We start from the raw sequence: 18617 nt of genomic DNA, 5'->3' as shown, positions 1-18617 counted from the left end.
AGCGAGACGCCAGGATGACGCTGCACTCCCAGCCCGTCGCCGGCCAGGCCAAGCCGTGGGCGTTCCCGGCCCCCGAGCGCGGCACGCTGCCCAACGGGCTGACCGTGCTGCACAGCCACCGGCCCGGGCAGCGGGTGATCGCCGTCGAGATCAACCTGACGGCGCCGCTGGACGCGGAGCCCGAGGGCCTTGAGGGCGTGGCCACGATCATGGCCAGGGGCCTGTCGGAGGGCACCGACCGGCACACGGCCGAGGAGTTCGCCGCCGAGCTGGAGCGCTGCGGCGCCACCCTGGACGCCTACGCCGACCACGCCGGCATCCGGGTCTCCCTTGAGGTGCCGGCGTCCCGTCTGGACGGCGCGCTCCGGCTGTTGGCGGACGCGCTGCGCGCCCCCGCCTTCCCCGAGCACGAGATCGAGCGGCTGGTCGCCAACCGGCTGGACGAGATCCCGCACGAGCTGGCCAACCCGGCCCGCCGGGCGGCGATGACGCTGAGCGCCACGCTCTTCGACGCGGGCTCCCGGTTCTCCCGCCCCCGCCAGGGCACCGCGGAGAGCGTGCGGGGCATCGGCGCGAAGGACGTGCGTGACTTCTACGCCGCGCATATCCGCCCCGCCGCCGCCACCGCCGTGGTGGTCGGCGATCTCACCGGCATCGATCTGGACGCCGTACTGGGGGAGACCCTCGGCGCCTGGACCGGCGCGTCCGCCGCTTCGGTCGACTGGGCGCCGGCGCAGGTGTGGGAGGAGTCCCGCGTGGTGATCGTGCACCGCCCCGACGCGGTGCAGACACAGCTGCTGATCGGCCGCATCGGCCCCGACCGGCACGATCCGGTGTGGCCGGCCCACCGGCTGGGCGTCTACTGCCTGGGCGGCACCATCACCTCCCGACTCGACCGGGTGCTGCGCGAGGAGAAGGGCTACACCTACGGGATCAGGGCGTCCAGCCATGTGCTGCGCTCCAGCGCCCGCGGGGACGGCATGTCGCTGCTGGGCATCAGGGGTTCGGTGGCCACCGACGTCACAGGACCGGCGCTCGCGGATCTGTGGCAGGTGCTGCGCACCCTGGCCGAGGAGGGGCTGACCGACGAGGAGCGGGACACGGCCGTCCAGTTCCTGGTCGGCGTCGCGCCGTTGAGCTTCGAGACGGCGTCCGCGGTGGCCGGGGCGCTGGCCGACCAGGTGGAGGAGGGGCTGCCCGACGACTACCAGGCCAAGCTCTACGCCCGGCTCGCCGAGACCGGCACGGTCGAGGCGACGGCGGCGGTGGTGCGGGCCTTCCCGCCGGACGGTCTGGTCACGGTGCTGGTGGGTGACGCCAAGAAGATCGCCGACCCGGTGCGGGAGCTGGGGATCGGCAAGGTCGAGGTGCTCGCCGGCTAGCACCGTCCGGCCGAGCGGCGGATCAGGGGACCGGGATCGCCACCGGTCCCCTTCGCTTTTTCGGATAAACGACCGAAAGGCGGTCGCCGGGCAGGGGCCCTATCGGCATTCCCGAGGTTTTGCCATACAGTTCATGGGAGTGACCCGGTAGTAATGCGACAGGGCAACGCCGGCTATGTCTGTGGGGGTTGTTTATGCGCATCTCCGCGCACACCGTATGCACGGCGATCCGCGACGACATCGTGGGCGGAGTGCTGCCGCCGGGGGCGCGGCTGGCCGAGGAGCAGCTGGCGCAGCGCTATGGCGTCTCCCGGGTCCCGGTGCGGGAGGCGCTGCGGACGCTGGAGTCCGAGGGCTTCGTGGTGTCCCGGCGTCATGCCGGCGCCTGCGTCGCCCAGTTGGGCGACCGCGAGGCGGCGGATCTGCTGGACGTGCGGGCGCTGGTGGAGCCGTTGGGCGCGGCCCGCGCGGCCCAACGGCGCACGGAGGCGCACCTCAAGGTGCTCAGGGGCCTGGTCAGGCTCGGTCGGCAGCGGGCCGGGCAGGGGCAGGAGGCGGATCTGCGCTCCCTCGGGGACTGGTTCCACGAGACGGTCGCGCAGGCCACCTGCAGCCCCGGACTCACCGATCTGCTGGTGCAGTTGCGCCGCAAGGTCACCTGGCTCTACACGGCCGAGCCGCTGTCCAGGGCCGTGGGCCTGTGGCAGGAGCGGGGCGCTCTGGTGGACGCCATCGCCCGGGGCGACGCGGAGCGGGCCAGATCCCTCTCGACCGCCCAGCTGGAACGGACACGACCGGATCGCCGTCAGTTCCAGGGCGAGGGCGTGAGAGGCCAGAAACCTTCCGTAAACACGGTGCGCGGCCAGATTTAACAGCGACCGTATACACAGGAGGGCGACGGTCCTCGAATAGCGCCGCGAGAATGTTCGGTGCCATTTCCCGCTGCCCTTTTCGCTTCCCCGGGACACATGCGAAAGACGCCCGACAGCCGCCGGAAAGCGGAAATCCCCATCCGGCCGTTTATCCGACCGCTCCTCATACCGTTTCCGGTAGCTCGTCGAGACCTTCGGTGACGAGTCGGGCCAGCCGGTCGAGGGCGGCCTCGGCCGCCTGTGCCTCCTCGGCCGACGAGGCCAGCACGATCTCCTCGCCGCCCTGGGCGCCGAGGCTGAGGACCGCGAGCATCGAGGCGGCGTTCACCGGCGCCCCGCCCGCCCTGGCGACGGTCACCGGCACCCCGGTGGCGGTGGCGGCCCGCACGAAGATCGACGCGGGCCTGGCGTGCAGCCCCTCGGCCCAACCGATGGTGACGCGGCGCTCGACCATGTGTGTGTCCTCCGGGAGATCGTTGGCTGGACCGGATGGTCGCGCGGTGGCGCCGAGCCGCCCGTTGCGACCATGCCAACCGTACGCTGATGTCATGGGACCACTCGGCCAACCCGCCCAACCCGCCCAACCCGCCTACCCCGCCCACTGGGAAGCCGACGTGGTGCTGCGGGACGGCGGCACCGCGCACATCAGACCCATCACCCCGGCGGACGCCGACCGGCTGGTCAGCTTCTACGAACGGGTCTCCGACGAGTCGAAGTTCTACCGCTTCTTCGCGCCCTACCCACGGCTCTCCGACCGCGATGTGCACCGCTTCACGCACCACGACTACGTGGACCGGGTGGGGCTGGCCGCCACCGTCGGGGACGAGTTCCTGGCCACCGTCCGCTACGACCGGGTGGACCGCGCGGGGCGGGCCGCCTCCGCGCCGGCCGACCGGGCCGAGGTGGCCTTCCTGGTGGAGGACGCCCACCAGGGACGCGGCCTGGCGTCCACCCTGCTGGAGCACATCGCGGCCGTCGCGCGGGAGCGCGGGGTGCGCCGCTTCGAGGCCGAGGTGCTGCCGGCCAACGGCAAGATGATCAAGGTCTTCACCGACGCCGGCTACTCCCAGCGCCGCAGCTTCGCCGACGGCGCCGTGCACCTCACCCTCGATCTGGCCCCCACCGCCGAGTCGTTGGCCGTGATGCGGGCCCGCGAACAGCGCGCCGAGGCGCACTCCGTGCAGCGCCTTCTCTCGCCGAGCAGCGTCGCCGTGGTCGGCGCCGGGCGCCGCCCCGGCGGCGCGGGGCGAACCGTGCTCGCCGGGCTGCTCGCCGGCGGCTTCACCGGCCGGCTCTACGCCGTCAACCGCTCCCTCCCGCCCGAGACCGAGATGCTCGGCGGCGCCCCGGCGTTCCGTTCGGTGCGGGAAATCCCCGGCACCGTCGACCTCGCGGTGCTCGCGGTGCCGGCCGACGAGGTGGCCGCCGTGCTGCCCGACTGCGCCGAACGCGGCGTCCAGGGTCTGATCGTGCTGGCCGCCGGGCACGACCGGCGCGAGCAGCGCGAACTGGTGCGCCGGGCGCGCGCCCAGGGCATGCGGATCGTCGGCCCCAACGCCTTCGGCGTGATCAACACCGCACCGGGGACCAGCCTCAACGCCAGCCCCGCGCCCCGGCTGCCCGCCGCCGGACGGATCGGCCTCTTCACCCAGTCCGCACCCATGGGCATCGCCGTCCTCGACGAGTTGGAGAGCCGCGGCGGCGGCCTGTCCACCTTCGTCTCGGCCGGCAACCGGGCCGATGTCTCGGGCAACGACGTGCTGCAGTTCTGGCACGCCGACGAACGCACCGATGTCGTCCTGCTCTATCTGGAGTCGGTCGGCAACCCACGCAAGTTCACCCGCCTCGCCCGGCGCAGCGCCGAGGCGGGGAAGCCCGTCGTCGTGGTGCGCGGCGGCCGGCACAGCGGCGGCGCGCCCCCGCTGGGACACATGGTGCCGACCAGCCACACCCCGGAGGAGACGGTCTCCGCGCTGATCCGCCAGGCCGGCGCGATCCAGGCCGACACCGCCGTCGAACTGGTCGACATCGGGCTGCTGTTGGCCCACCAGCCGCTGCCCAACGGGCCCCGCGTCGCCGTCGTGGGCAACGCCCAGGCCGTCGGCCTGATCGCGCACGACGCCTGCCGCGCCCAGCGGCTGCGCCCGCTGCCGCTGACCGGCCTGGGGAACGCCGCGGGACCCGCCGAGTTCGGCGCCGCGGTGGCCGCCGCGCTCGCCGACCCCGGCGCCGACGCGGTGCTCGTCGCCGTCGCCCCCACGGTCGGCGGCGAGTTGGGCGTCGAGGAGCTGGCCACCGCGCTGCGCGCCGCCGAGGCCGGCGCCGACAGCGGGAAGCCGGTGCTGGTCGCCCAACTCGCCCTGGACGAGCTGGCCGGCGAGCTGAGCGCGCGCGGCATCCCCACCTACCCGTCGGCCGAACGCGCCGCCAGGGCACTGGCCCAGGCCGTGCGGCACGCCGAATGGCGGGCCGGCGCCCACAACCGGGGCCGGGCCTTCGAGTTCGACGACATCGACGAGCCGGCGGCGGCCAGGATGCTGGCCGAGGTCACCGTCCCCGAGGGCGCCAAGGACACCGCCCTCGAACCGGCCGGCGTCCACGCGCTGCTGGCCGCCTACGGCATCGAGGTGCGGCCGACGCTGCCGGCGCCCACCCCGGAGGCGGCCGTGGCCGCCGCCGAGACGCTCGGCTTCCCGGTGGCGCTCAAGGCCACCGCGCCGCGCCTGCGGCACCGCGCCGACCCCGGCTCCGTCCGGCTCGACCTCGCCACCCCGGCCGAGTTGCGCCGCGCCTACGCCGAACTCACCGCCCGACTCGGCGATCCGGCCGGCACCAGGCCCACCGTCCAGGCGATGGTGGCCAGGGGCGTCGACACCGTGGTGCGGGCCACCGTCGACCCGGCGATCGGCGCCGCGCTCTCCTTCGGCCTGGCAGGACCGGCCTCCGAGTTGCTGGGCGATGTCGGCCACCGGCTGCTGCCGGCCACCGACCGGGACGTGGCCGCCCTGATCCGCTCCATCAGGGCCGCGCCCATCCTCTTCGGCTGGCGCGGCTCCCGACCGGTGGACACCGAGGCCCTGGAACGGTTGCTCGGCCGGCTCGGGCGACTGGTGGACGACCGCCCCGAGATCACCGCCGTCGAGCTGGAACCCGTGGTCGTCTCGGACCGTGGGGTGGCCGTGCTGGCCGCCTCGGTGCGGGTGGCGCCCCCGCCGCCGCGACCCGATCTAGGACCGCGCCGGCTGCCCGCCTACTGAGCGACGCCCCCCGGCGTGCCGGGTTCTCGCTCGCGCGCCCCCTGCGCTGTCCGAGTCGCCCCTTAGGATGGGCTCATGGCGAAGACCGGTACGACGTCCCAGGGGCTGCGGGAGGCGATCGAGCGCAGCGGTTACTACCCCGCGCTGGTCGCGGAGGCGGTGGAGGCCGCCGTGGGCCGTGAGCCCGTCGCCTCCTTCCTCGTCCATCAGGAGACGACCTTCGACAGCAACGAGGTGCGCCGGCACGCCACGGTGCTGGTGCTGACGGGCACCCGATTCATCGTCAGCCACACCGACGAGCAGCCCGCCGAGGGCAACACGCCCACCGGGTACGCGACCACGTCGACCGAGTCGGTCAAGTTGGCGCGGATCTCGTCCGTGGTGCTCAGCCGGGTGGTCGCCGACCCGCAGTCCTATGTCCCGGGCACGCTGCCGCGCGAGGTGGTGCTCACCATCGGCTGGGGCGCGGTCTCCAGGATCGACATGGAGCCGGCCAACTGCGGCGACCCCAACTGCGAGGCGGACCACGGCTACTCGGGCTCGTCCACGGCGGACGATCTGTCGCTGCGGGTGAGCGAGGCGGGCGACGGGCCCGAGACGGTGCGGCAGGCGCTGGAGTTCGCCCAGGCCCTCTCCGAGGCGACGGCGGTGGCCGGCAGGTGACGTTCGCCCAACCCGGCGGTTGGGAGGTTCCCCCGTCCCATCCCGGCGGTTGGCCGCACGGTCCGGTTCCGCTCGACCCGTCCCTGGCGCCGGCCCCCCGCTACGGCACCGGCTCGCTCTCGGATCTGCTGCCCGCCGCCCTGACCGGTCTCGGCCTGCCAGGACACGAGAGGGCCTTCGCGCTGCCCCCGGCCGACCGGGTCTGCGTCTTCCTGATCGACGGGCTCGGCTGGGAGGTGCTGCGCGCCCATCCGTCGGTGGCCCCGTTCCTGACCTCGCTGCTGCCCAGCTCCAACGCCGGTGCCGGGAAGCCCATCTCCGTCGGCTTCCCCTCCACCACGGCCACCTCGCTGGCCTCGCTCGGCACCGGGCTGCCGCCGGCCGCGCACGGCATGGTCGGCTATCGCGTGCTCGATCCGGACAGCGGGGCCCTGATGAACCAGCTGCGGTGGGAGCCCTGGACGGAGCCCTCCCGCTGGCAGCCGCACCCCACCCTCTTCGTGCGCGCCGACGGAGCGGGGGTGGCCGCCTGCCAGGTGTCGGCACCGCACTTCGAGCGCACCCCGCTCACCCGCGTCGCCCTCTCCGGCGGCACCTTCCTCGGCCGTTCCGACCCCTGGGAGCGCATCGACGAGGCGGCCCGCAGGATCGCCGAGGCCGACCGCACCCTGGTCTACACCTACTACGCCGAACTCGACGGTGCCGGCCACCGGTTCGGCATCGACTCGGAGGAGTGGCGCGCCCAGCTGAGCCGGGTGGACGCCCTGGCCCAGCGGCTGGCCGAGCGGCTGCCACCGCGTGCCGTCCTCTACATCACGGGCGACCACGGCATGGTCGATGTGCCCCGCACCGAGGAAGCCCGCTTCGACTTCGACCACGACTGGGAGCTGCGCGCCGGAGTCGCCCAGCTGGGCGGGGAGGGCCGGGCCCGCCATCTGTACGCGGTGCCGGGCGCCGCCGCCGATGTCCACGCGGTGTGGCGCGAGGTGCTTGCCGAGGACGCCTGGGTGGCCACCAGGGACGAGGCGGTCGCGCTGGGCTGGTTCGGCCCGCCGGGCACGGGCGTGGAGGCGAGGGTCGGCCCCCGGATCGGCGATGTGGTGGTCGCGATGTCGGGCGAGGCCGCCGTGATCGCCAGTGAGACCGAGCCCAGGGAGTCGGCGCTGATCGGCATGCACGGCTCCCTGACCCCGGCCGAGCAGCTGGTACCGCTGCTGGAAGTCCGCACCTGACCTGGAGCCCGTTCCCTTGGCTGAACTCGCCTTCTTCTCCGGCACGATGGACTGCGGGAAGAGCACGCTCGCCCTGCAGATCCAGCACAACCGCTCCGCGCGCGGCCTGCTGGGCATGATCTTCACCCGCAACGACCGGGCCGGCGTGGGCCGGATCTCCTCCAGGCTCGGCCTGATCGCCGAAGCCACCGAGACGGACGAGGGGTTCGACTTCCACGCGCATCTGGTGCGCCATCTGACGGCAGGCGGCCGGGTCGACTACGTCATCGCCGACGAGGCGCAGTTCCTCTCCCCGCGCCAGGTCGACCAGCTCGCCCGCGTCGTGGACGATCTCGGCATCGACGTGTTCGCCTTCGGCATCACCACCGACTTCCGCACCAAGCTCTTCCCCGGCTCCCAGCGGCTGATCGAGCTGGCCGACCGGGTGGAGGTGCTGCAGGTGGAGGCGCTGTGCTGGTGCGGTGCCCGCGCCACGCACAACGCGCGCACGGTCGGCGGGCGGATGGTGGTGGAGGGCGCCCAGGTGGTGATCGGCGATGTCTCCGGCGGCCCCGACAGCCCTCGCGGCGAGGTGGGGTACGAGGTGCTGTGCCGCCGACACCACCGCAGACGCCTGACCGCCGCGACGGCCGGCGCGGGTCAACTCTCCCCGGACGTACTCCCCACGGAAGGAGTACCCCGGCAGCACAGCTAGCGCCTGTCCGGCGGGACTTTGCGGGCTCGTGCGACGCCCCCGGACGAAGTCCGGGGGCGTACGTGCCTGCGATCCGGCGCCTGACGGGGGCTTCTCCCGAGCCTCCGCCGGCCCGAGGGAGCGGCTCCCCCGGGCCGCCTGGCTGAGGGAAGCCGCTCGCTGGCCCACGAGGATCCAGAAGACAGGCCCCGTCCCGCGCCGACTCAGCTGTTCCGCGGCTCAGCGGCCCGGCGGGCGGACGATGGCGAAGTTCCCGCCCTCGGGGTCGGCCACCTTGGCCCATCGGCCGAACGGCGAGACCTCGGGCTCGCCCAACACCCGGCCGCCCAGCCGCTCCACCGCCTTGAGCCCCTCGTCGACATCCGGCACGGAGAAGTACGTGATCCAGTGCGGACCCCGGTCCTGCGGCAATGCCGCCGCTCCCACGCCCCGGATGCTCGCCACCGGCCGGCCGTCCAACCGGAGTGTCAGATAGTCGAGCTCCTCCGGCTGCGCCGGCTCCGGCGCCGCCTCGTAGCCGAGGACCACGCTGTAGAACTTGCTCACCACCGAGGTGTCGGCGGTGATCAGCTCGTTCCACTCCGGCGTGCCGGTCGGCCCGTAGAACGGCGCGCTACGGCGCGGTCCGCCCTGCCAGAGGCCGAACGCGGCGCCGTTCACATCCGAGGCGATGGCCAGCCGCCCCACCTGCTCCACCTCGATCGGACCCACCGCGACCGTGCCCCCGCACTCGCGGATCCGACCGGCGGTGGCGTCGACATCGCGGGTGGCGATGTACGGCAGCCAGGCGACCACCTGCTGCGCCCCCGCCGCCGACTCGCCGATCCCGGCCACCGGGTGGCCGTCGCGCAGCGCTCTCACATACGGACCCAGTTGGGTCGGGCCCGCGTCGAACTCCCAGCCGAACAGCTCCCCATAGAACCGCTGAGCCGTCGTCAGGTCACGGACCATCAGACTTACCCAGCGGTGCGTCCCGGACGTCGGGGGACTCGCTGCCTCGGTCATCCTGCTCCCTCCTCGATACCCATCCGCACCCCTGCCCCCTGGTGCTCCGAACAAGTCTCCCCCGCCCGCGGGGACAATGGGGCCATGACTGCGATCATCCCGGCAGCGGAACTCGCCGCCGCCACCGCCCCCGGAACCCCGCCGTCCGAACGGCCCGTGCTGCTCGACGTCCGCTGGCGCCTGGGCGGCCCGCCCGGCCGCCCGCTGTACGCGGCGGGACACCTGCCGGGCGCGGTCTATGTCGACCTGCCGACGGAGTTGGCGGGACCGCCGGGCGACGCCGGCCGGCACCCGCTGCCGGACCTGGAGATCTTCGGCGCGGCCATGCGCCGCGCCGGCGTGTCCCTGGGCCGTCCGGTGGTGGTCTACGACGCCGGGGACGGTTGGGCGGCGGCGCGGGCCTGGTGGCTGCTGCGTTGGGCCGGGCATCCCGTGGTGCGGGTGCTGGACGGCGGTCTGGACGCCTGGACGGGCCCGCTGAGCACCGAGGAACCGCAGCCGGCCGAGGGGGACTTCGTGCCGACGCCCGGCGGTCTCCCGGTGCTCGACGCGGCCGGCGCGGCCCGGCTGGCCAGGGAGGGACTGCTGCTGGACGCCAGGGCGGGGGAGCGCTACCGGGGCGAGGTGGAGCCGCTCGACCCCGTGGCCGGGCACATCCCCGGCGCGGTCTCGGCGCCGACAACGGAGAACGTGGCGCCCGACGGCCTGCTGCGGCCCGCCGCCGAACTCGCCGACCGCTTTGCGGCCTTGGGCGCGGCGCCGGGCACCGAGGTGGGGGTCTACTGCGGTTCGGGGGTGTCGGCGGCCCACCAGGTGTTGGCCCTTGAGGTGGCCGGCGTCCGGGCGGCGCTCTACCCGGGCTCCTGGAGCGAGTGGACCGCCGGGACGGGCCGGCCCGTCGCCACGGGCCCCGAGCCGGGCTGACCGTCAGGGCCGGCGGGGCCGGACACAGCCCCGCCGGCCCCGCTCAGTCCTTCTTCTTGCGGCGGGTGCCGAAGACGATCTCGTCCCAACTCGGCACCGCGGCGCGGCGCCCCGGCCGCACCCCGTCGGCCTCGGCCTGCCGGTCGGTGGTGCCGGTCAGCCGGTCCCGGTGGCCGCCGACCGAACGCGGCATCAGGACATCGGCGTAGGTGGAGCCGGCGCCGCCGGCCGAAGCGGCCTGGCCCCTGGCCGCCGGGCTCTCCTCACTCGCCGCCGGCACCTCCGGCTCGTCCTCGACGCCGGCCGCGGGGGCCGGCGACTCGGGCACCACCAGATCGCCGCGGAAGCTGGGCACCGCCTCCAGCAGGCTGGTCAGCGAGTCCGTGTCGTTGTCCACCCGGGGGGCGGGCTCGGGGCTGCTCCGGCCGTGCGGGCGCTCGCTCTCCCGGGGGAGCCGGGCGATGCGCGGGACGAACGGCGTGCTCGGCTCGGGCGTGTCGTCCGTCTCGCCCAGCAGCGACCTGGCCTCGTCGTCCACGGCCTGCACCAGACGGCGCGGCGGGTCGTACATCCAGCTCGCCGAGTGCGTCTCGCCGGCGACCCGGTAGACCAGCAGGACCTCCCAGGTGCCGTCGTCGCGGCGCCAGGAGTCCCAGCGGACGGCGTCCTTGTCCGCGCCGCGCAGCATCAGCCGCTCGGCGACCGCCTCGCCCAGCTGCGGCCCGGCCGTCTCGCCGGGGCGGCGCAGGGCCGTCTTGCGGGCCCGCTCCGCCATGAACGCGCGCTCGGCGAGCACCGGACCCTCGAACCTGCGCACCCGGTCCACCGGGATGCCGGCGAACTGGGCGACCTCCTCGGCCGTCGCGCCGGCTCGTATCCGCGCCTGGATGTCTCTGGGGCGGAGGTGGTTCTCCACCTCGATCTCGATCTGGCCGAGCCGAGCGCGGTCGTTGCGCACGGCGGCGCGAAGCCGCTCGTCGATCGGAAGGGTGTATTCCGTGTTGTCGGCAGCCTTCAACACCAAGCGTGTGCCGTCATTGCTCACGGCCACGACACGCAGTTCGGGCACGAGGACCTCCCGGGTGGTGCCTGCCGACGTCACCTACGTCGCTGCTTCCTGCCAGACGAGTGTGACTTGCCCGGGCGCAGCCTGCCACAACCTTGCCGACTTGCCCGGCGTGTCGGGCCGTGGCCTGACACCGATGTTATGGCACAGTCGCCACTTTGCCACGTGCGGTGACCGGCGCGAGCGTGGTGCGCCGCACGGAGCGGATGGAGCCGAGACCAGGTGTGGTCACACTACTCCATTAGGGCCATGTGGGGTGGCGTCACGCGGTCGAAGTTCTCCACCCGTAAGGGAGTTGACGAACCGATCCGGTGCCGTCCCGGGTGGTAAGTCTCACAGAACCCCCGAATTCGGAACTTTCTGCCCTCTTCCTGGGTCATTCACGTGGGTCCAGTGTGAAGAGTGTGCAGGTTGAGGCGAATGGTCGAAGCGAAGGTAAAGAACGCGGACGAGCCGGCTCCGGGCAGCGGAGCCGGCCGGGAGCCGACCCGGCGTCCGCGCATCGAGCTGACCTGGGCCCAGGTGGTGGCCAGCGCGGCGGCGACCGTCACGGGAGCGCTGCTGGCCTCCGGGCTCGGGGTCTACGGGACGGTGATCGGCGCCGGGCTGATCAGCGTGGTCGCCACCGCGGGCGGGCCCGTCGCCCAGCACCTGCTGGACCGCCGACGGCCGGCGCCCGCCACGGCCCCGGCGCCCGCCACGGCGCGGCCGAACCCGCCGCGCCGGCGTCCCGGCCGGCCGAGGCGCCGGCTGGCGGCGGCCCTCGGCGTCTTCGCGCTCGCCATGGCCACGATCACCGGGATCGAGCTGGCCTCGGGATCCTCCTTCGCCGGCTGGTGGGGGGACGACCGGGGCGGCGGCACCTCGGTCGGCGAGCTGTTCGGCCGCGACGACCGGGACGCAGGCCAGGGGGACGGCGGGACCGAGCCGGCCGGGACCGGGACCGGAACGGAGGACGCCGAGCAGGAGCAGGAGCAGGACCGGCCGACGGATGGGGAGACGGAGCCCGCCGCGCCCGAGTCGTCCCGGCCGACCGACCCCGAGACGCCCGGCACCACCCCGAGCACCCCGTCGACCCCGGACGCCGAACCGACGGAGCCCGAGTCGACCGAACCCACCGAACCCACCGAACCCGAGGCGCCGGCCCCCTCCGCGCCCCCGGCCCCGACCGGCCCGACCGGGGATGGCGCCGCCGAACCGCCGACCGGCTAGTGGCAGGATCGCGGGCATGGAAGGTGTGCTCACTGCCCAGCCCTATGACGCCCTGCTGCTGCTCTCCTTCGGCGGCCCCGAGGGCCCGGACGACGTCCTGCCGTTCCTGGAGAACGTCACCAGGGGCCGGGGCATCCCCAGGGAACGTCTCGCCGAGGTCGGCGCCCACTATCACCTGTTCGGCGGCGTCAGCCCGATCAACGAGCAGAACCGCGCGCTGCTGGCCGCGCTGCGCGAGGACTTCGCCGCGCACGGCCTGGACCTGCCGGTGTACTGGGGCAACCGCAACTGGTCCCCGTATCTCACCGACACCCTGCGGGAGATGACCGGGGACGGTCGGCGCCGGGTGCTCGTCCTGGCCACCAGCGCCTACGCCTCCTACTCCGGCTGCCGCCAGTACCGGGAGGACCTGGCGGCGGCGCTCGGGACCCTGCGCGAGGAGGGACTGCCGCTGCCCCGGGTGGACAAGCTCCGGCTGTACTACAACCATCCTGGTTTTCTGGAGACCATGGTGGAGGGCGTGCGCCAGGCCCTGGAGCAGCTGCCGGCCACCGCGCGGGACGGCGCCGGACTGCTGTTCTGCACGCACTCCATCCCGGACTCGGCCGCCGAGTTCTCCGGACCGCCACTCGAACACGGGCCCGGCGGTGCCTATGTGGCGCAGCACCTGGACGCGGCCCGGGTGATCGCCGAACGGCTGCGCGAGGAGACCGGCGTCGAGCGCGACTGGGAGCTGGTCTACCAGTCGCGCAGCGGCTCGCCCCGGATCCCCTGGCTGGAGCCCGATGTCAACGACCGGTTGCGGGAGCTGCGCGACGAGGGCATGACCTCGGTGGTGCTGGTGCCGCTCGGCTTTGTCTCCGACCATATGGAGGTCCGCTTCGACCTCGACACGGAGGCGCTGGACACCGCCGAGAAGCTGGGCATCGCCGCCGTCAGGTCGGCCACCGTCGGCGCCCACCCGCGCTTTGTCACCGCGCTGCGGGAGCTGGTGCTGGAGCGCGCGGCCACCGAGCGCGGCCAGGCGCCCGACCGGCCCGCGCTGGGCGGACGTGGCCCCAGCCACGATCTGTGCCCGTCCGGCTGCTGCGCCGGCCGGGTCGCCAAGCCGGCGGCGGCCGGCGCCGACAGCCCGTTCGCCTGAGCGGGCCGCCCGTTCGCCCGCCCTACCGCCCTGACGTTTCGTCCGAGGAGAACCCGTGTCCGAGCAACCCGACGCCGTGCTGGTGGCCCAGCTGCTTGAGCTGGCCAAGGAGGCGGCGGCCAGGGCCGGCACCCTGCTGCGCGACGGCCGCCCCGCCGATCTGGGGGTCGCGGCGACCAAGTCGAGCCCGATCGACATCGTCACCGAGATGGATGTCGCGGCCGAGAACCTGATCACCGGCTTTCTCGCCGAGCACCGCCCCGACGACGCCGTCCTCGGCGAGGAGAGCGGGGCGAGCGCGGGCAGCAGCCGGGTCCGCTGGATCATCGACCCGCTGGACGGCACGGTCAACTACCTCTACGGGCTGCCGCAGTGGGCGGTCTCGATCGCCGCCGAGCTGGACGGCCGGGTCGTCGTCGGCGTGGTGGCCGCGCCCATGCGGGGCGAGACCTACCACGCCACGCTCGGCGGCGGCGCGGTGCGGACCACCGGCGCCGGGCTGCCGCAGCCCATGACGGTGCGGCCGAGCCCACCGCTCGACCAGGCGCTGATCGGCACCGGCTTCAACTACGTGGCGACCGTGCGTGCCGCGCAGGCCGCGCTGGCCGCGCGGCTGATCCCCCGGCTGCGGGACATCCGCCGCTCGGGATCGGCCGCCATCGACCTGGCGGACGTGGCCGGGGGCCGGCTGGACGGCTACTACGAGCGGGGCCTGATGCCCTGGGACCTGGCGGCCGGCGATCTGATCGCCCGTGAGGGCGGCGCGTCGACCGGCGGGCGGGTCGGCGGCCCGCCGGACGGCGATCTGACGGTGGCGGCCAGCCCCGGGGTGTTCCGGGAGCTCCAGCCGCTGCTCGACGAGCTGGGGGCCTGGCACGACTGAAGCCGGCCACGGGCCGACACGACGGACGGCGGGGCGCCCGGGAGATTCCTCCGGGGCGCCCCGCCGTCTCACGCGTCGGATGGCCGTCCCTCAGCCGACCCGGACGCCATGCTCCTCTGCCAGTCGGCGCAGGTCGTCCAGCTCCGACTGCTCCACATCCATGGTGAACAGATCTCCGGCTGCGCGAGCGCGGTGCAGATCGGACTGAGTGTTCTCGATACGCTGCAGAATTCCAGCGGTGAACGCGTCCAAGGTGCGCCCCCTCGTCTTCGATCGGCGGCACTGGGGGGTGCCGAGGTGGGTGCGACCACGGCGGGCCCACTCGGGTCGGCAGCGCGGGGTGGCTTGCCGCCCTTGAGGGGTGGTCACGGGGTGTACGACTGGTACTCCCCTACCCGCGAACGCCGGAAACATCACCGGCCGCGAAATCCCTGATGGCGGAGCCCGTCCATGCCGTTTACCACCGGCTTACGCGGGTTGCGGGCAGGATGGATCGGGCGCGGTCAACGAGGTCGTGCCAGGATCCAGAGAGAAGGACCGGACGTGCGCGTACTCGTCGTGGAGGACGAGCAGTTGCTCGCCGACGCCGTGGCCACCGGCCTGCGGCGGCAGGCGATGGCCGTGGATGTGGTGTACGACGGCGCCGCCGCCACCGAGCGCATCGATCTCAACGACTACGACGTGGTGGTGCTGGATCGCGATCTCCCCCTGCTGCACGGCGACGACGTCTGCCGGTACATCGTGGCCAGCGGCCTGCCCACCCGGGTGCTGATGCTGACCGCCTCGGGCGATGTCAGCGACCGGGTCGAGGGTCTTGAGATCGGCGCCGACGACTATCTGCCCAAGCCGTTCGCCTTCACCGAGCTGATCGCCCGGGTGCGGGCGCTGGGCCGGCGGGCCACGGCCCCGCTGCCGCCGGTGCTCGAACGGGCCGGGATCACGCTGGATCCCAACCGCCGCGAGGTCTCCAGGGGCGGCAGGGCGATCCAGCTGGCCCCCAAGGAGTTCGCCGTGCTTGAGGTGCTGATGCGGGGCGAGGGCGCGGTGGTCTCCGCCGAGCAGCTGCTGGAGAAGGCCTGGGACGAGAACACCGACCCGTTCACCAACGTCGTGCGGGTCACGGTGATGACGCTCCGCCGCAAGCTGGGCGATCCGCCGGTGATCACCACGGTGCCGGGCGCCGGGTACCGGATCTGAGCCATGACCGCCTTCCCGCCGCGTTTCCCCCCGAAGCCCCCCAACCCGCCGGGTCACCGGCCGCCGCCCCGGATCAGTGCCCCGCCCAAGCCGCAGTGGGAGCCGGGCGAGGTCGACCAGCAGCGCAGCTGGTTCCGGCCCACCATCCGGATCCGGCTCACCCTGCTCTACGGCGGGATGTTCCTGATCGCCGGCGTGGTGCTGCTGACGATCATCTATCTGCTGGCGGCCCGCGCCCTGCACAACGGCAGCAAACCGCCGTTCGAGTTCACCACCAACACCGAGGTCACCATCACCTCGGACGTCTGCGAGGGGATCACCGGGCGGGTCACGGCCGCCGAGTTCCAGAGCTGGCTGGAGGGCTGCTCCGATCTGCAGCGCTCCATCGCGCTCGACCAGCTGCTGCGCAGCTCGCTGCTCGCACTGCTGGGTCTCGCGGTCGCGGCGTTCGCCTTCGGCTATGTGATGGCGGGTCGGGTGCTCTCGCCGCTGGGCCGGATCACCCGCACGGCGCGTCAGGTCGCCGGCTCGGATCTGCACCGCCGCATCGAGCTGGACGGGCCGGACGACGAGTTCAAGGAGCTGGCCGACACCTTCGACGAGATGCTGGACCGGCTCGATCGCGCGTTCACCGCGCAACAGCGGTTCGTCGCCAACGCCTCCCACGAGCTGCGCACCCCGCTGGCGATCAACCGCACGCTGCTGGAGGTGCAGCTCTCCGATCCGGACGCCTCCCCCGAGGTGATCCAGCTGGGGAACACCCTGCTGGCCACCAACGAGCGCAGTGAGCAGCTGGTGGAGGGTCTGCTGCTGCTGGCCCGCAGCGAGAACGAGATCATCGACCACAAGCCGGTGGATCTGGCCGAGGTGGCGGCGCGCGCGGTGGAGCAGAGCCGGGGCGAGGCACACTCCCGAGGCGTTCGGCTGCTGGGCACCCGGGATCATCCGGTCTGGGTCCAGGGCAACGGCGTGCTGCTGGAGCGGATCGCGCTCAACCTGGTGCAGAACGCGATCCGCTACAACGAGCCGTCCGACGGCTGGGTGCGGGTCGACACGGAGGCCAGGTCAGGACAGGCGGTGCTGGTGGTGGAGAATACGGGTCCTGTGGTGCCCGCCTACGAGATCGATAACATGTTCGAGCCTTTTCGGCGGCTACGCACCGAGCGCACGGGCAGCGACAAGGGCGTCGGTCTCGGGCTGTCCATCGTGAGATCCGTGGCGCGGGCCCACGGGGGCTACGTCCAGGCGGTGCCGCGCGAGGGCGGTGGCCTCGTGATGCGCGTCACCATTCCGGTCTGAGGTCCGGTCCGAGGTCCGGTCTGAGCAAGCCCGGGGACGGGAAAGAAGGAGATGTGATCAATCGCATACGCGCGCGTCCCTAGGCGTGCGCCCACTGGCCGGGACGGGCCTTTTGGTCGGTTCGCGGCGCGATCGACAGCCGGAATGATCACCTCTTCAGGCGTTCGGTTGGGTGTCGATTGAGTAACAGCACTTGATGTGAGGCAAAATCTCCGCCTCGGGTCGGGCACAAATTCCGACCCCCCGCGCGTTACGTGCGCTGAGACATCACAGACACCCGGAGGGGGAGAACGAAATGGCAACCGACTACGACACTCCACGTAAGACCGACGATGATGTCAACGAGGACAGCATCGAGGAGCTGAAGGCCCGACGGAACGACAAGTCGGCGTCCACGGTCGATGTGGACGAGTTCGAGCAGGCGGAGGGCCTGGAGCTGCCAGGGGCCGACCTGTCCAACGAGGAACTGTCGGTCCGGGTGCTGCCTCGTCAGGCCGACGAGTTCACCTGCATGAGCTGCTTCCTGGTCCACCACAGGTCGCAGCTGGCCGACGAGAAGGACGGTCAGCCGATCTGCCGCGACTGCGCGGCGTGAGTGCCGCCCGGACCGACGACTAGTTCGTGTCCGGGCGGGCAGCGGCCAGTGCGGCGGTGAGCCGTTCGGGCCGACGGGTCGAGAGGTAGAGGTAGGGAGTGGGATCCTCGGGATCGGACACCTCGACCCGGACCGCCGTGGGAATGTACGCCCGCAGCAACATATGAGCCCGGGCATCCGCTCGGTGGGTGCGCCAGGCGCGCGCCTCGTCGGCGTTGAGCGCCCGGGCCTCACCCAGCGCGCTCGTCGGGATGCGGGCGTCACCAGCGACCAACGAGCCGGCCGTCACCCGAATCCTGGCCGAGCCGTAGGTGCTCAGCGCCATCCCCGCCAGCGCGCCCCCACCCGCCATCCCGGCCAGCAGCGGCACCGGGCCCAGCGGAACCAGCGCCACGCCCAGCAGCAGAACCCCCAGCAGGGCCATCAGCCACCAGGATCGGGGCACGGTCAGTCGCTCGTCATACGCCTTCATAGGCCCAAGCATCGCAGGCTCGCCCCCACGCCCGGCCAGCGGCGGTAGGGTCTCCATCGTGAGTGCGGTCCTGACCCTGTCGCGGACCTCGGCCCCGGGCCCGAGGCGTCCGATTTCGTTGTCCCGGTGGGGCGTTGCCCTTCCCCCGGCTGTCCTTCGGTCGGCTCGCCGGCCGGCCGTCCCGACCGGTCGCCGAGCGGGGGTGGCCCGATGAGCGGTCCCCTCGACGTGCTGATCCGGCGGGTCGATCCCGAGGTGCCCCTGCCCGCCAGGGCGCACCCGGGCGACGCCGGGGTCGATCTGGTCACCACCGAGCCGGCCGAGCTGGCGCCCGGCGAGCGCGCGGTGCTGGCGACAGGGGTTTCCATCGCCCTCCCCGACGGGTACGCGGCCTTCGTACACCCGCGCTCCGGGCTCGCCGCCCGGTGCGGGGTGGCGATGGTGAACGCGCCGGGCACCATCGACGCCGGGTACCGTGGGGAGATCAAGGTCATTGTGATCAATCTGGACCCGCGGGAGAGCGTGCGGTTCCAGCGTTTCGACCGCATCGCCCAGCTGGTCGTCCAGCGCGTGGCGACGGTGCGGTTTCACGAGGTCGCGGAGCTGCCGGGATCGGCGCGGGCCACCGGGGGCTTCGGCTCCACGGGGGGTCACGCCGACGCCGGGAACTCCTATGCTGCGGTTGGTCCCGGCGGGACTGCCGACCGGAAAGGACAGTGA

The 18617-nt window shown here is 73.2% G+C and carries 19 protein-coding genes; 14 read left to right on the top strand and 5 right to left on the bottom strand.

Annotated features, from left to right (window positions below):
• Positions 1–14: 14 nt before the first annotated feature.
• Both AOM46_RS22125 and AOM46_RS22120 read left to right on the top strand, forming a co-directional pair.
• Complete coding sequence (locus AOM46_RS22125; protein WP_062214415.1) at positions 15–1382, top strand: pitrilysin family protein; 1368 nt, start codon at positions 15–17, stop codon at positions 1380–1382.
• A gap of 194 nt (positions 1383–1576) precedes the next feature.
• A complete protein-coding gene (locus AOM46_RS22120; RefSeq protein ID WP_062214317.1) occupies positions 1577–2254 on the top strand; it encodes a GntR family transcriptional regulator in 678 nt (225 codons plus the stop codon).
• Positions 2255–2417: 163 nt separating this feature from the next.
• On the opposite strand, the gene AOM46_RS22115 is transcribed toward AOM46_RS22120, so the two are convergent.
• Positions 2418–2708 (bottom strand): HPr family phosphocarrier protein, encoded by a 291-nt coding sequence (locus tag AOM46_RS22115; protein WP_062214316.1) that lies wholly within the window; start codon positions 2706–2708, stop codon positions 2418–2420.
• A 94-nt stretch (positions 2709–2802) separates the two neighbouring features.
• On the opposite strand from AOM46_RS22115, the gene AOM46_RS22110 reads away from it, so the two are divergent.
• The 4 genes from AOM46_RS22110 to AOM46_RS22095 all read left to right on the top strand — a co-directional run bounded on the left by AOM46_RS22110 (position 2803) and on the right by AOM46_RS22095 (position 8100).
• Positions 2803–5511, top strand: a complete 2709-nt coding sequence (locus tag AOM46_RS22110; RefSeq protein ID WP_062214315.1) for a GNAT family N-acetyltransferase — start codon at positions 2803–2805, stop codon at positions 5509–5511.
• Positions 5512–5586: 75 nt separating this feature from the next.
• Positions 5587–6174, top strand: coding sequence for a DUF5998 family protein (locus tag AOM46_RS35515; RefSeq protein ID WP_062214314.1), 588 nt, complete (start codon positions 5587–5589; stop codon positions 6172–6174).
• The gene (locus AOM46_RS22100) at positions 6171–7406 is read left to right on the top strand and encodes an alkaline phosphatase family protein (RefSeq protein WP_062214313.1); all 1236 of its coding nucleotides are present in this window, start codon (positions 6171–6173) and stop codon (positions 7404–7406) included. The genes AOM46_RS35515 and AOM46_RS22100 overlap by 4 nt, the downstream gene beginning before the upstream one ends.
• A gap of 16 nt (positions 7407–7422) precedes the next feature.
• A complete protein-coding gene (locus AOM46_RS22095; protein ID WP_062214312.1) occupies positions 7423–8100 on the top strand; it encodes a thymidine kinase in 678 nt (225 codons plus the stop codon).
• A gap of 219 nt (positions 8101–8319) precedes the next feature.
• On the opposite strand, the gene AOM46_RS22090 is transcribed toward AOM46_RS22095, so the two are convergent.
• Positions 8320–9105, bottom strand: a complete 786-nt coding sequence (locus AOM46_RS22090) for a VOC family protein (RefSeq protein ID WP_062214311.1) — start codon at positions 9103–9105, stop codon at positions 8320–8322.
• Positions 9106–9189: 84 nt separating this feature from the next.
• On the opposite strand from AOM46_RS22090, the gene AOM46_RS22085 reads away from it, so the two are divergent.
• Complete coding sequence (locus AOM46_RS22085; protein ID WP_062214310.1) at positions 9190–10029, top strand: sulfurtransferase; 840 nt, start codon at positions 9190–9192, stop codon at positions 10027–10029.
• 43 nt (positions 10030–10072) lie between these two features.
• On the opposite strand, the gene sepH is transcribed toward AOM46_RS22085, so the two are convergent.
• On the bottom strand, positions 10073–11131 hold the full coding sequence (gene sepH / locus AOM46_RS22080; RefSeq protein ID WP_062214309.1) for a septation protein SepH: 1059 nt from the start codon (positions 11129–11131) through the stop codon (positions 10073–10075).
• Positions 11132–11515: 384 nt separating this feature from the next.
• On the opposite strand from sepH, the gene AOM46_RS22075 reads away from it, so the two are divergent.
• Genes AOM46_RS22075 through AOM46_RS22065 form a run of 3 tightly spaced genes read left to right on the top strand, consistent with a single transcriptional unit; the run spans position 11516 to position 14334 of the window.
• Entirely contained in the window at positions 11516–12307 is a 792-nt protein-coding gene (locus AOM46_RS22075) for a hypothetical protein (protein WP_062214308.1), read from the top strand.
• Between the two features lie 16 nt (positions 12308–12323).
• Positions 12324–13451: a ferrochelatase gene (locus AOM46_RS22070; protein WP_062214307.1), complete on the top strand. Its 1128-nt coding sequence runs from the start codon at positions 12324–12326 to the stop codon at positions 13449–13451.
• Between the two features lie 55 nt (positions 13452–13506).
• A complete protein-coding gene (locus AOM46_RS22065; RefSeq protein ID WP_234313903.1) occupies positions 13507–14334 on the top strand; it encodes an inositol monophosphatase family protein in 828 nt (275 codons plus the stop codon).
• Between the two features lie 90 nt (positions 14335–14424).
• Here the strand turns inward: AOM46_RS22065 and AOM46_RS34765 are convergent, their stop codons facing one another.
• Entirely contained in the window at positions 14425–14586 is a 162-nt protein-coding gene (locus tag AOM46_RS34765; RefSeq protein ID WP_199824036.1) for a hypothetical protein, read from the bottom strand.
• Positions 14587–14877: 291 nt separating this feature from the next.
• On the opposite strand from AOM46_RS34765, the gene AOM46_RS22060 reads away from it, so the two are divergent.
• The 3 genes from AOM46_RS22060 (at position 14878) to AOM46_RS22050 (ending at position 17425) form a co-directional block, all read left to right on the top strand.
• Positions 14878–15531 (top strand): response regulator transcription factor, encoded by a 654-nt coding sequence (locus tag AOM46_RS22060; RefSeq protein ID WP_062214306.1) that lies wholly within the window; start codon positions 14878–14880, stop codon positions 15529–15531.
• A 3-nt stretch (positions 15532–15534) separates the two neighbouring features.
• Positions 15535–16830, top strand: coding sequence for a cell wall metabolism sensor histidine kinase WalK (locus AOM46_RS22055; protein WP_062214305.1), 1296 nt, complete (start codon positions 15535–15537; stop codon positions 16828–16830).
• Positions 16831–17125: 295 nt separating this feature from the next.
• A complete protein-coding gene (locus AOM46_RS22050) occupies positions 17126–17425 on the top strand; it encodes a DUF4193 domain-containing protein (protein ID WP_062214304.1) in 300 nt (99 codons plus the stop codon).
• Positions 17426–17444: 19 nt separating this feature from the next.
• Here the strand turns inward: AOM46_RS22050 and AOM46_RS22045 are convergent, their stop codons facing one another.
• Positions 17445–17897, bottom strand: a complete 453-nt coding sequence (locus AOM46_RS22045) for a DUF3093 domain-containing protein (RefSeq protein ID WP_062214303.1) — start codon at positions 17895–17897, stop codon at positions 17445–17447.
• Between the two features lie 210 nt (positions 17898–18107).
• On the opposite strand from AOM46_RS22045, the gene dut reads away from it, so the two are divergent.
• Positions 18108–18617: a dUTP diphosphatase gene (gene dut, locus AOM46_RS22040; RefSeq protein ID WP_062214302.1), complete on the top strand. Its 510-nt coding sequence runs from the start codon at positions 18108–18110 to the stop codon at positions 18615–18617.

This window comes from Streptomyces sp. NBRC 109706, from assembly GCF_000974485.1.
In the GTDB taxonomy this organism is placed as follows: domain Bacteria; phylum Actinomycetota; class Actinomycetes; order Streptomycetales; family Streptomycetaceae; genus Streptomyces.
Note: the sequence above shows the minus strand (reverse complement) of the source record. Positions and strands in the feature narration are given on the sequence as shown.

What these genes read in the sequence shown, in the direction of transcription:
- AOM46_RS22070 (WP_062214307.1), top strand. Translation starts at nt 12,324, where the DNA reads ATGGAAGGTGTGCTCACTGCCCAGCCCTATGACGCCCTGCTGCTGCTC.
- AOM46_RS22050 (WP_062214304.1), top strand. Translation starts at nt 17,126, where the DNA reads ATGGCAACCGACTACGACACTCCACGTAAGACCGACGATGATGTCAAC.
- AOM46_RS22125 (WP_062214415.1), top strand. Translation starts at nt 15, where the DNA reads ATGACGCTGCACTCCCAGCCCGTCGCCGGCCAGGCCAAGCCGTGGGCG.
- AOM46_RS22110 (WP_062214315.1), top strand. Translation starts at nt 2,803, where the DNA reads ATGGGACCACTCGGCCAACCCGCCCAACCCGCCCAACCCGCCTACCCC.
- AOM46_RS22075 (WP_062214308.1), top strand. Translation starts at nt 11,516, where the DNA reads ATGGTCGAAGCGAAGGTAAAGAACGCGGACGAGCCGGCTCCGGGCAGC.
- AOM46_RS22090 (WP_062214311.1), bottom strand. Translation starts at nt 9,105, where the DNA reads ATGACCGAGGCAGCGAGTCCCCCGACGTCCGGGACGCACCGCTGGGTA.
- AOM46_RS22120 (WP_062214317.1), top strand. Translation starts at nt 1,577, where the DNA reads ATGCGCATCTCCGCGCACACCGTATGCACGGCGATCCGCGACGACATC.
- dut (WP_062214302.1), top strand. Translation starts at nt 18,108, where the DNA reads ATGAGCGGTCCCCTCGACGTGCTGATCCGGCGGGTCGATCCCGAGGTG.
- AOM46_RS22045 (WP_062214303.1), bottom strand. Translation starts at nt 17,897, where the DNA reads ATGAAGGCGTATGACGAGCGACTGACCGTGCCCCGATCCTGGTGGCTG.
- AOM46_RS22055 (WP_062214305.1), top strand. Translation starts at nt 15,535, where the DNA reads ATGACCGCCTTCCCGCCGCGTTTCCCCCCGAAGCCCCCCAACCCGCCG.
- AOM46_RS35515 (WP_062214314.1), top strand. Translation starts at nt 5,587, where the DNA reads ATGGCGAAGACCGGTACGACGTCCCAGGGGCTGCGGGAGGCGATCGAG.
- AOM46_RS22115 (WP_062214316.1), bottom strand. Translation starts at nt 2,708, where the DNA reads ATGGTCGAGCGCCGCGTCACCATCGGTTGGGCCGAGGGGCTGCACGCC.
- AOM46_RS22085 (WP_062214310.1), top strand. Translation starts at nt 9,190, where the DNA reads ATGACTGCGATCATCCCGGCAGCGGAACTCGCCGCCGCCACCGCCCCC.